Here is a 12,535-nt window from a genome sequence, read left to right as displayed (position 1 = left end):
GGCTGGGTATCACTTTTTGTTATCACAGACAAACTGGCTAACTTTCGGCCTATGCCCTTGGATCATTACCTGAAAGAGCTCCCCATAGGTGGGATAATTCCCGATATAAAAGCACTGTTTGAAAAACACTCCACGGTGATCGTCCATGCACCACCCGGGGCGGGAAAGAGTACCCTGCTGCCCCTGACGTTGATGAATGAAAGGTGGCTAAACGGTAAAAAGGTGCTCATGCTCGAGCCCAGGCGAATTGCTGCCAGCAGCATTGCCTACCGCATGTCGGAAATGCTTGGACAAAAACTGGGAGAAGAAGTCGGATACCGGATCCGCTTCGACCACCGCGTATCTGCCAGAACCAAACTAGAAGTCATTACCGAAGGTATCCTAACCCGCATGATGCAACACGACAATGCGCTGGAGAACATCGGGATGGTGATTTTTGACGAGTTTCACGAAAGAAGTATTCATTCTGACCTAGGATTGGCCCTATGCAGGGAAATCCAGGAAGTGTTACGACCTGATCTCAAGATTCTCGTCATGTCTGCAACGCTCGACACAGAGCCGCTTGCAGAACTACTCCAAGCACCGGTGGTTAAGAGTGAGGGAAGACTGCATCCTGTTTCGATCCACCACTTGGGAGACTGCGACCTACAGCTAATTGCCGAGAGCTGTGCTCAAGCCGTCAAAAAGGCTCTAAAAGAGACCCAGGGAGATATGTTGGTTTTTCTACCCGGTCAGGGAGAAATTAAAAAAACCGCTGACCTGCTCAAAGCTTTAAAGACAGAAGCAGTCATCCAACTGCTCTATGGAAACCTTCCACATAGTCGCCAACAAGCAGCCATACAACCTGACCGAGCGGGTAGGCGAAAAATAGTGCTGTCAACTGCCATAGCCGAAACCAGCTTAACGATAGAAGGCATTCAGGTCGTAATCGATGCCGGATACACGCGCAACTCGAAGTTTGACCCTAAAACCGGGATGACCAAGCTGGTAACCCTACCCGTCACACTTGACGCCGCAGACCAACGGGCGGGAAGGGCCGGAAGACTGAGATCCGGGACTTGTTACAGGCTATGGAGCAAAGCGTCCCACCTGGCGCGCCCCGCGTTTCGTACCCCTGAAATTATCGACGCAGATCTGTGTTCCTTGGTATTGGAGCTGGCAAAATGGGGTACCTACGATATCCGACAACTTTCGTGGGTTACGCCCCCTCCTGCTGGATCCCTGGCCCAAGCCACTAAATTATTGGAAGACTTAGGCGCTTTGGACGGACAAAAAATCACCCCTCATGGTGACGCCATGTACCAACTTCCCTGTCACCCAAGAATAGCCCACATGCTGCTCATGGGAAAAGCTTCAGGGGATCCTCACCTGGCCACTGATATTGCAGCGGTTTTGGAGGAAAAAGACCCCCTGGACGAACCGATAAGCATCGACATCAACCTCCGAATAGACATGCTCCGTAGATACAGGGCCCGACCCTTTCCCCACAAAAAACTGGAAAAGATCGAAAAAGTCGCCGGAGTATACCGCAAAATTCTTGGGATAACCGCCGAGTCAGGAAAATACGATTACTACCGAAGTGGGTTATTCTTGGCGTACGCCTACCCGGAGCGGATAGCTTCTGCCAGGCCGGGAAACGGCGCCCAGTTTATGCTGTCAAACGGGAAACTTGCCAGTATCAACAGGCAAAATGATCTGGCACATGCCTCTTGGATTGCCATAGCGCACTTCGACGACAGAGACAAGGTGGGCAAAGTATTTCTGGCCGCCCAGCTTGATCCTACAGACCTTAAACCAATGGTGAAGGTGTATGAAAAAATCGATTGGGATTCGGAAAAGGGCGGACTGATTTGCCAGAAGGAGCTACGGCTGGGGCAATTGGTCCTCCAATCCTCAACCATACAAAATCCAAACCCGGAACGGGTAAAGGAGGCTATTCTATCCGCTATCAGACGGGAAGGCTTGGACCTACTGGATTTCTCTCCGGAAGTGGTGCAATGGCAAAACCGCCTGCTCAGCCTTAAGATGTGGAATCCGGAAGAGGCCTTTCCTGATGTGCATACCTCACACCTATTAGACACCTGTACCGAATGGCTGACACCCTATCTGACGGGCGTAAAGACCAAAGGAGACCTAAAGAAAATCAATTTATACGATGTGCTGCACCATAGTATCTCCTTTGATACGGCTGAGCGCATGCGGCTATTGGCTCCGGATACGATTCAGGTACCTAGCGGTTCCACCATCAAACTGGTATATCGGAACGATGGGGAACCCCCAATGCTGCCCGTCCGACTTCAGGAGCTCTTTGGGCTGACAGAAACCCCACGTGTAAACGGAGGTACCGTGCCGGTGGTGGTGCATCTGCTATCTCCGGGGTATAAGCCAGTGCAGGTAACCACGGACCTCAAAAGCTTTTGGCAAAACGCCTATCACGAGGTACGCAAAGAACTGCGCCGAAGATACCCAAAACATTATTGGCCGGAGGATCCCTTTCAGGCAGAAGCAGTAAGGGGGGTGAAACGAAAAGCAAAAGCTTAGAAATACCCCTTTCTTCGGTTTACGACCTGATCAAGTAGGTAATTCCTTACGCTTGGCCTTTTCCCATGCGCCCTGTTGACCGCCTTTCAAAAACCGGAGAAGGCCTGCAATTACCGCATAATTCATGACACAAAAGTAGTATGGCACAAAGAGCACCTTCATCCGTATCTGCTTGTTTTCCAACACATAACCTAACAAAGCGGCAGCATAAAACGCTATCTGCGCAACAAAAATCAACTGATACACCCACCCCAAATCCCATAATGCGAAATTTATAAAGAAAACCAAAATCAACAAAAAGGGTGTCACGGTCCACCGAAGTACACGGTGGGATAGGTATTGAAAAAAAAGCACCGGTTGCTTAAAGGGAGTAATCTTATCCAATAGACGAAACATCGATTGCCAGCCACCGGCACTGATTCGGATTTTGCGTTTAAGTTCTTCCTCAACGGTGGCCGACCCTGTTTCCATTGCATAAGCATCGGGCTCATAAACAATTTTATAGCCTTTGGAAGCAATCAGGAGCGATTGCATAAAATCATCCAATATGGTATCCTCAGGGAGCACTTCATACAGGTCGGACCGAAACGCTACCAACTCACCAGCAGCGCCTACTGCACTGTAAAGGTCCGAATCCAATTTTTTCAAAAATGACTCGTATTTCCAGTATATGCCCTCCCCTGCCGCACTTGCCGTGTCACTCTCAGCGGTATAAACTCGCTTTTCTCCCGAAACACAGCCAACTGTTGGTTGCCCAAAATGCCGAACAATATTTTTAACCGCATCTTTATTAAGCAATGTATTGGCATCAGAAAAGATGACAAAGGGCGTCTTGATGGCAGTCATGGCCCGATTTTCAGCGGCTGTCTTGCCAGCCCGCCGGTCTTCATGGAGTAGCGTGATCTCAGGAAACTCCATGAGAACCTCTCTAAACCCGTCTGTAGAGCCGTCTGTGATGAAAAAAATTTTCAATTTATGCGGATCATAATCCAGGTTTTGGCAATTGATGGCCTTTTCTCGGATGATGTCCGCCTCATTGTAGCAGGGAATTACCAAACTCACTTCCGGTTGAAACATTTCCGAGGCCCCATTGCTACCTGAACCACGATAAAAAAGCAGCTTTAGCTTTACCAATAAATACAAGAGAATCCCATACCCCAAAAAGGCATAAAATACGATTAACATACTAATCCAAAATACAACCTCCATCAACTAGCTATTTCTTTTATTGGTCCGGTAAATCAACAATTTCTATTAGGCTTGGCTGGTAAATTTAGAAATAAATTCGATGCACTTTTTCTTTCTTGGAAAATTGATTGTCATATTAAGCGATAAATACAATTTTCCTTTTATTTTTATAGCTGAGAAAGTTTTGTCACTTTTATAGCACCGGTTAAGCGATTTTGATAAATGAACGATTTTGGTCATAACCATGGAGGAAAGAGCGCATCAAAGGGCTCAAAAAACTATTACCTTGGGAGAGGGGTAAAAAACCCCTCGATAGATAGGCTGCTACAAATCGGCTTAACGTGTATGGACTGCGCGTTTGGATACATCGCCTTTTTTGAGAAGTCAGAGATCTGGTTCAAATCATGTGCGGGAGTAACAATCGAGAATATACACCTAGCACAGCGATTCCAAGACTATCATCGGAACATCGCAGAAACGAGCGTGATAGAAAATCTAAAAAACGAAGATCTGTTTTCCAAAGATGATTTTTTAATCAATGGAAAGACGCCTGAATTTTGGGTCGGAGCTCCAATCATTCAAGAAGACGGGAACGTTTTGGGAGTAATTGCCTTGGCACACCCCACCACAAAAGAGATCACGGACACTCAAATTAGCGCACTGAATTTAGTATCAGAACAGGTCTTTGATGTGATTTTGGAGAAAAACCGGGTTTTTGATGAAAAGATCCTGACCAAGGCCTTGGAACTGTCGCAGGATCTGATCTGCGTAATCCGCTTTGATGGAAAATTTTCCAGGGTTAATAAAGCCTTTAAAAGCGTTTTGGGATACAGCGACGCGGAGCTTTTTGAGAAATCCATGGAGGAATTTGTCCATCCTGACGATGTCCGTTTGACGGAGCGACAAATCAAATCAATGATCATGGGTGAGCCTGCGCTGCATTTTAGTCACAGGCTAAAAACGAAAGACGGCATTTATAAAATATTTTCCTGGACAGGTACTTCCGATCCACTGAACAAATGGATTTTTGCGATCGGCCGGGACATCACTGCAGAGCGGGAAAAGGAGGAAAAACTTACTCTGAGCGAAAACAAATTCAGGTCATTTTTTGAAAACAGCCAAGGGCTGATGCTCACCCACGATCTAGCAGGTAAATTTTTAAGCGTAAACAATCTGGGTGCGAGGTTATTGGGCTTTACGGTAGAGGAATTTTTGGAGAAGACCCTGTGGGACATCATCCCGCCAAAGTACCACCAAGAAATCGAGCGCTATTTTCAAGAAATCCGAGAAGATGGTATCGCCAAGGGGCTTATGACCACCCGAGTGGCAAACGGTACCTACAAAGTGTGGCTATACAGCAACACCCGGGAGACGGATATCTCGGGACAGACCTATGTGATCGGCAACTCCATTGATGTAACTGAGCGATTGCGCTTAGAGCGAAGTATTCAAAATGCCAAAGAGCTGCTTACGCAAACGCACATGATGGCACGCATAGGTGGATGGAAGTATGACCTAGTTAAAAACGAGCTCAATTGGACCGAGATTACAAAAAACATCCACGGCGTTGATGAGGGATATACTCCCGAACTGGAAAAGGCACTGCTGTTCTTTAAAGAAGGTAGGGATCGAACCCGCATGCAGGAAATCATTGAATTGGCCAAATCACATGGAAAACCCTGGGATGAAAAGCTAAAGTTAATTACGGCCAAGGGAGATGAGATTTGGGTTCGGATTATCGGGGAAGCCAACGTAGAAGAAGGGGAAATCACCTATCTATATGGGACCATTCAGGACATCGATGAGCAGGTTAAGAGTGTTGAAATCATCCAGCAGAAGGAGCAAATGCTTCAGGCTATTTCCACTGCAACGGATGAACTGCTTTCCAATGCCAACCTTTACGAAGCAATTGCAAATTCCCTCGAAATAATCGGTAAGGCTGTCAGCGTAGACCGAACCTACTTTTTCGAAAATGGACTGGATGACGAAGGAAATCGGATTACCTCTCAGCGCTTCGAATGGAGTTCGGAAGAAGCCCTGCCGATGATCAACAATCCAGATCTCCAAAATATACCGATAGAATTTTTCAGCGATTTTTACGAACCGATGGAAAGAGGGCAAGCCTTTTCTGCCATTATTTCGGATATGCCGGAAGAAAACGAAACCAGAAAATTCCTTGAACCCCAACTGATACGTTCTGTTCTGACGATCCCCATTTTTAACAGCGATGAGTTCTGTGGTTTCATCGGATACGACGAGTGCAAATTCGACCGCTATTGGTCGGATTCGGAGCTTTCCTTGCTCAAGAGTTTTGCCAATTCCATCGGCAACGCCATTGCCCGGAAAAATTTGGAGGAAAGACTCCGGAATTCGAAGGAAATGGCGGAAAAAGCGAGCGTAGCCAAATCCGAATTTTTGGCCAATATGAGCCACGAAATACGTACACCGCTCAATGGCATTATAGGATTTACCGATTTGCTCGGCAAGTCTGAAATGAGTGATTCCCAGAAGCAATACGTCAACATCGTCAACCAGTCAGCAAATACACTCCTTAATATCATCAATGACATCTTGGATTTTTCAAAAATAGAGGCCGGCAAGCTGGAGTTGGATGTCAGTAAAGCGGATATCTATGACCTAGCAGGACAGGCCACCGATGTCATTTCCTACCAAGCACAAAATAAAGGAGTAGAGATGCTTCTAAATTTATCCTTGGATCTTCCTAGGTATATCTTCGTAGATGAAATCCGGCTAAAGCAGATTTTAATCAATCTGCTGGGAAATGCCGTAAAATTTACCGAAAAAGGGGAAATTGAGCTGAAGATCTACAAATTAGGTCAAACAGGGCCCAAATCCTTTATCTTTCGATTTGAAGTAAGGGACACGGGCATAGGCATCAGTAAAGACAAACAATTGAAGATTTTTGATGCGTTTTCACAAGAGGACAATTCCACCACCAAGAAATACGGAGGTACCGGATTGGGGTTAACGATTTCCAACAAACTACTGAAGATGATGGGAACAGAACTTAACCTGCATAGTGAAATAGGAAAGGGCAGTACTTTTTTCTTTGACCTACTGCTAGAAACCGAGGGAGGAAATAAGATCGACTGGGAGGATCTATCTTTTTTAGAAAATGCGTTGGTGGTAGATGATAACATCAACAACAGGTTAATTATCAAAGAACTACTGGGAAGCAAAAACATCCAGGTTACCGAAGCGCAAAACGGGTATGAGGCATTGGAAAAGCTGGAAGCGTTTCCTGAATTCGATGTAGTCTTGATGGATTACAACATGCCCTACATGGACGGACTGGAAACAATCAAAAAAATCAGGGAAAGCTTCCCCGAACCAGTTTCCGAAATCCCTATCCTACTGCTACATAGTTCTGCTGATGATGAGTTCATTCACGATGCCTGCAAGCGACTCAGCGTATCGGGCAAGCTTGCTAAGCCCATCAAACTTACAGACCTGGTGAAAACTTTGGGAAAAATCAATCCAAAAAACCGGCTCAACTCGGTCATTCAGGTAGTAGAGGGCGATTCGACCATGGTTAGAACCTTTAAGGTGTTGATAGCGGAAGATAATACCATCAACATGTTTCTGGCAAAAACAATCGTCAAGAAAATTTCACCCAACGCCGAAATCATCGAAGCCAAAAATGGCAGGGAAGCGGTGGAAGTGGCGAAGCAGGTGGTGCCGGATATCATACTGATGGACATACAAATGCCCGAGATGAGTGGACATGAAGCTACCCAAGAAATCCGAAGGCATGCTGAATTATTGCACATTCCTATCGTGGCAGTAACAGCTGGGAATGTAAAAGGAGAACGGGAGCACTGCCTGAATATAGGCATGGTAGATTTCATCCCCAAGCCTATCGTAGAAGCCAGTATCCGGGGTGTTTTTGAAAAATGGCTTCCAATAGAGACGGGCTTGACCAATGGAGAATCGAATGACGAAGCTGCTGACACTTCCTCTCCCGATAAGGAACCAAAAAACCATTTCAACCTTGAAAAATTACAAGACTACATGGGCGACAACCCCAAATTGATCCGGGAAGTTCTTCGCTTGACACTACAGGAAATTAAATTATCCAAAGACAGACTCGCAGAGGCTATCGCCAAAAAGGATTTCAGGCAGGTCAGATCCGAGGGGCACAAGCTAAAAGGATCGGCACTGACTGCTGGATTGGATGAAATACTGGCGATCAGTATGAAGTTTGAGCAAATGGACGAAGCCCTTTCTGACGCAGACCGTATCCAATCCTCCTTTATCCGGGAGGAAAAGACTGTCCGAGAGTTGATAGAGGATTTTTTGGCGAAAAGCGAATAAGTCCAACGGCTTTATAAAAACTTCACACTATTCTTCAATTGATCGCGGTATTTGGCTCCAATGGGCACGATTTTCCCTGAAACTACCGCCGTGTCGTTGTCAAAATCAGTCAAAAACTGAAGATTAATCACCCATGAACGATGAACCTGAATAAATTCTGCATGACCGTTTAGCTTTTCCAGAAAATTTGAAATGGTGGATTTGATCACAAAAGACTGGTTAGAACACTTAATGTTGATATAATCCCCCTTTCCTTCACAGTAATGGATATCAGAAAACAGTAATTTCTTAAATATCCGATCGTCTTTTACAAAAATAAAATCTCCGGAATAGGAATCCGGATCCACTTTCATGGCTGTCTCCTTGCACTTTTCTACTCCCCTCAGGAAATGATCGAATCCAAAAGGCTTTGGCAGATAGAAACAAGCATTCGTCTCAAATGCAGAAATCGCATTTTGGTGGTTGGCAGATATGATGATAAGCGACCCGGTATACTGGCTATGCTTTAGCAGCTCAAAACCATTCATCTCCGGAAGCTCAATATCCAAAAACATGAGGTCTATGCTCGCTTTGTGCTCCTTCAGGTAGTTAAGGCCTTCTATGGCATCTGTAAAAGACGCTTTCAATACAGTGTCCTTCGTCTTGGATATATAATAGGACAATACCTCTATAGAGGCCGGATCGTCATCAATCACAACACAATTTAACATCAATTTGGTTGGTTATTTTTGTCTAAAATAGAGAAAATTTCGGCTAATCTGGCTTAGGGTACCGTTAATTTTCTAATTTCCTTTGCTGGGACACCCGCAACGAGTGTATAGGGTTCCACATTTTTGGTGACCACGGCACCTGCCGCTACGGTAGCACCCCTTCCTATCTTCACTCCCTTTAGAACCATGGCCCGGGTAGCTATCCAAACATCATCCTCTATGATAATCCCTTCCGCTTTACCCGGTTCATGTGTAGCACCGACCTTATGAAAATCACCGTCCATGATGATGACCTGATTTGCTATTTGCACATTGGCACCGATTCGAATCTGAGAGCTTGCTGAAAGGATGGTATCTGTATTTACAAAGGTGTTTTCTCCTATTTCTAACACGGCACGCCTTCCTGCATACAATTGGGTTATGCCCATGTGGGACCAAATTCTGACCCGGTCGCGGATGATGATTTTCCCGCTGCCTTCCACTCTTGGAACACCCCTCAGGGCCACCATTTTTCCAAGTTGGCAATTCCTGAGTCTAATCCGTGCGTTTACCAGTCTCCAAAAGGATATGAGAAGAACCGGAACCACATGCCAATAGGTGATAAATCGTTCCTTATTATTTTGAAAAGGGCGATCAAATAACTCCAGACTTTTTTCCTTAACCTTTTCTTTTATTTTATCTTTCAGCATATTTAAATCAAACCTTCATTTGAATATATAACGAGAAATATTAAATTCAAAAAAAGGAATAATATAAAACTGATTAAATTTGATCCGAGGATTTATTCATAAGGCATAACTTTAATTATATATAAAAAATAATGATTTTAAAACCTATAAAAATGGACTTGACAATATTCCGGTCGTCAAGCACCTTTTTTTTGAAGGCACTTATGGGTTCTTTTGTACTGCTTTGTGCCCACAGTCTTTTGGCGCAGGAGAATACGGAGGAGTCTGTCTATTTTGATCTCAATCGAAGGATTGAAGACCAACTCCCTACTTTAGATTCGCTGATAGGCCTCGCCTTGACCAACCATCCCACGGTAAAATTGAACGAAGAGCTCATTGGGTCAGCGGAAGCCAGGGTTCGACTAGCGAAAAAGTCCTGGTCTTCGCTGATCCGTGGTTATGTAGACTATGGATATGGTAACCAGGCAATCATCGCCACCGGCCCCCAGGGGGGAGACCTATCCAACATTGCCAATGGGTATCGGGCGGGGGCGAACCTAAGCATCCCGCTTTCTGAAATTTACACCCGTAAAGACCGAGTCAAATTGCAGGAGCACGAGCTTCAGGCCACGTACTTCAAGACAAAGGAAATGGAACTTACCATTACCAACCAAGTGATTGAAGAATACAATATGGCCATCTCCTCCCAACGAATGATGCACATACGCTATGATATGCAGCAAAAAGCAAAAAGTAACCTCCTCCAACTGGAAATGGAGTACGCTAGTGGAGCCATTGACGGAACGGCGTATGTAAGGAATGCGGAAATCTATGCCATAGCGCAATCGGAGTATGAAAGTGCCCGCATGAATTTTATGCGATCCATCCAGAAACTTGAAGTACTAATCGGGGTACCTGTTATCGAAATTCTACGGTAGATATGACATTAAAGCAACTTATCCGGCTTCTTCTGAGGCATTTTTGGCTGATCTTCCTGATACCCGTCTTGGTAGGTGTTGGCGTGTTTTACCTCGCCAAAAACATGCCGATGCGCTTCGAAAGCTCCGCGATCGTTTTTACCAACCCAACTACAGACCGTGGCGTAAACGATGGTGGCGCTATCCGAATGGATTTTTACACCTCAAACAATCTCTTTGATAACCTGACGCTTTTGCTTCGGTCCCGAGAAACGGTCACACAGGCTTCCCTGAGATTGCTGTCGTTACACCTGATTCAGGAATCGCCTGTTCCGGATATACTTACCAACGATAACTTTAACGATCTCAAAAAACACATCGATGAGGATCTGAGGAGACAGCTTGTGGTACCAAACGATCTGGAGCAAACCTACCATCGGGTGGTTGAAAACTTTACAGAAAACCCCAAATCACCCATAGAATACCTACTTCGGGAGCACCCTCACTATTCCGTCACCAAAATCATAGAAGAACTCTTTGTTGCCCGCAAGGCATCCTCTGATATGATGGAAGTCACCTACCGCGCAGATGACGCCGCAACTTGCTACTACACTCTGAAATTTATCACGGAAGCATTTATGGAGCGGTATTCCGGCATCAAAGAATCTGAAAATATTAATTCCATCAGGTATTTTGAAGAGCAACTTCAAATCGCTCAAATCAAATTGCGGAATGCAGAAGGCGAATTGAAGGAGTTCATGACCGAAAACCGCATTCTGAACTATTATGAACAAGGGAAATACTTGGACATAGCCAAACTGGAGCACGAACAGGACGAAGAAAGATCTAAGCGGATTCTTTCCGGAACCCTGTCGAGCCTATCCAAGATCGAATCCCTTTTTGAGGGGTTTGACCAACGGCAGGCGTTGATCTCCGAAATCGGAGAAGTGCAAAAAGAAATTGTAGCCAAGCAGCTAGCTCTCGAAGGAGGACGCCTCACCAGAAACGGAGACACTTATCAAAAACAACTTTCCGAAGACATCGAGCAACTTCACAAGAAAGTCGAAGAGATGTCCAACCAACTATTTAACAACAGCATTTCGCTGGAGGGGCTACAGCGTAGGGAAGCCCTGGACGAATGGTTAAAACTAAAGTTGACCTACGAAGAACAAGCGCAGGCCATTGAGGTGATGCAGGAACGAAAGCAGTACCTACAGGACAAGATAGACGAGTTTGCTCCTTTGGGTGCGGAACTGAAGCGATTGGAAAGGGAAGTGACCGTAAACGAAAACCAGTACTTGTCCATTCTCCATGGGCTAAACATGGCCTATCTGAAGAAATACGACCTGGATATGACTTCTCCCCAAAAACTCATAGATGAACCATTCTTTCCCAAGAAGCCGCTGCCCTCCAAGAAACTCTTCCTAGTAGTCGGAGGGATGTTCGGCAGCGGTTTTTTTACCGTCTCCTTGGTTATCCTGTTGTTTTTTCTCGATCCGACGGTCAAATCTGCCAAAGAAGCTGAGAAATTGACCGGCTTACGGGTAGCCGGTGGATGGATCAACGAAAGTAAGGTCTCCAAGGCTGTGTTTAGAGACGAATTACGCAATCAGCTTATCACCCAGTTTAGCAACCACGTCAACCGATTTCTTGCTCCCACCACTAAACCACATTTTATCCTCTTTTACAGTCTCACGAAAGGATGTAAAGCAGGCGATCTCGTGGATATATTTATCAAAAAGCTGACTTCACAAACGAACACTGTGACTTACTACAGGCCCGCGGCACACCAAACCGCAGAAAAGGCTCCTTATTCCGTGTATGACCCCGCTTTGGAATTGATGGAAGAAAAAAACGGCATGTGGAAAGACCGGATTTCCAGCTGTGGAACCGACTATTTTATACTGGAACTACCCAACCTTACCGAATGCCATACAAATTATTCCCTAATGAATCAATCAAGCGTTTGCGTGTTGGTTTTAGATGCAGCGCAGGCTTGGCCCCAATCCAAACAAATTGCCTTACAGAGCATTTCTGAATCTATTTCATCGCCTCATGTGATATGGTTGAACAATTTGGAAGCCCAAGAAATCGAAGACCTGAATGGCGAAATTCCGAAAAAACGAAGCAAAATACGGCGCTGGGTCAAAAACATGGTTTCCTAATCCGCCAAGCC

General features: G+C 45.4%; 7 protein-coding genes. 4 read left to right on the top strand and 3 right to left on the bottom strand.

Going from position 1 to position 12,535, the window contains the following annotated elements; translation table 11 throughout:
* Nucleotides 1–51: 51 nt before the first annotated feature.
* Complete coding sequence (gene hrpB / locus IAQ59_RS19515) at nt 52–2,541, top strand: ATP-dependent helicase HrpB (RefSeq protein WP_209332536.1); 2,490 nt, start codon at nt 52–54, stop codon at nt 2,539–2,541.
* A 30-nt stretch (nt 2,542–2,571) separates the two neighbouring features.
* Here hrpB and IAQ59_RS19510 read toward each other — a convergent pair whose 3' ends face one another.
* Nucleotides 2,572–3,750, bottom strand: coding sequence for a glycosyltransferase family 2 protein (locus IAQ59_RS19510; protein ID WP_209332535.1), 1,179 nt, complete (start codon nt 3,748–3,750; stop codon nt 2,572–2,574).
* Between the two features lie 324 nt (nt 3,751–4,074).
* Between IAQ59_RS19510 and IAQ59_RS19505 the strand changes: the two genes are divergently transcribed.
* On the top strand, nt 4,075–8,064 hold the full coding sequence (locus IAQ59_RS19505) for a response regulator (RefSeq protein WP_245189721.1): 3,990 nt from the start codon (nt 4,075–4,077) through the stop codon (nt 8,062–8,064).
* A gap of 11 nt (nt 8,065–8,075) precedes the next feature.
* Here IAQ59_RS19505 and IAQ59_RS19500 read toward each other — a convergent pair whose 3' ends face one another.
* A complete protein-coding gene (locus IAQ59_RS19500; RefSeq protein WP_209332533.1) occupies nt 8,076–8,774 on the bottom strand; it encodes a LytR/AlgR family response regulator transcription factor in 699 nt (232 codons plus the stop codon).
* Nucleotides 8,775–8,827: 53 nt separating this feature from the next.
* Entirely contained in the window at nt 8,828–9,463 is a 636-nt protein-coding gene (locus tag IAQ59_RS19495; protein WP_209332532.1) for an acyltransferase, read from the bottom strand.
* A 152-nt stretch (nt 9,464–9,615) separates the two neighbouring features.
* On the opposite strand from IAQ59_RS19495, the gene IAQ59_RS19490 reads away from it, so the two are divergent.
* The gene (locus IAQ59_RS19490; protein ID WP_245189720.1) at nt 9,616–10,380 is read left to right on the top strand and encodes a TolC family protein; all 765 of its coding nucleotides are present in this window, start codon (nt 9,616–9,618) and stop codon (nt 10,378–10,380) included.
* A 2-nt stretch (nt 10,381–10,382) separates the two neighbouring features.
* A complete protein-coding gene (locus IAQ59_RS19485) occupies nt 10,383–12,524 on the top strand; it encodes a GumC family protein (RefSeq protein ID WP_209332531.1) in 2,142 nt (713 codons plus the stop codon).
* Nucleotides 12,525–12,535 lie beyond the last annotated feature (11 nt).

This window comes from Lunatimonas salinarum (assembly GCF_017811155.1).
GTDB lineage: Bacteria > Bacteroidota > Bacteroidia > Cytophagales > Cyclobacteriaceae > Lunatimonas > Lunatimonas salinarum.
Note: the sequence above shows the minus strand (reverse complement) of the source record. Positions and strands in the feature narration are given on the sequence as shown.

Bases quoted from the DNA above. Each gene is read 5' to 3' on its own strand.
- hrpB (WP_209332536.1), top strand. From the start codon at position 52: ATGCCCTTGGATCATTACCTGAAAGAGCTCCCCATAGGTGGGATAATT.
- IAQ59_RS19510 (WP_209332535.1), bottom strand. From the start codon at position 3,750: ATGGAGGTTGTATTTTGGATTAGTATGTTAATCGTATTTTATGCCTTT.
- IAQ59_RS19505 (WP_245189721.1), top strand. From the start codon at position 4,075: ATGGACTGCGCGTTTGGATACATCGCCTTTTTTGAGAAGTCAGAGATC.
- IAQ59_RS19500 (WP_209332533.1), bottom strand. From the start codon at position 8,774: ATGTTAAATTGTGTTGTGATTGATGACGATCCGGCCTCTATAGAGGTA.
- IAQ59_RS19495 (WP_209332532.1), bottom strand. From the start codon at position 9,463: ATGCTGAAAGATAAAATAAAAGAAAAGGTTAAGGAAAAAAGTCTGGAG.
- IAQ59_RS19490 (WP_245189720.1), top strand. From the start codon at position 9,616: ATGGACTTGACAATATTCCGGTCGTCAAGCACCTTTTTTTTGAAGGCA.
- IAQ59_RS19485 (WP_209332531.1), top strand. From the start codon at position 10,383: ATGACATTAAAGCAACTTATCCGGCTTCTTCTGAGGCATTTTTGGCTG.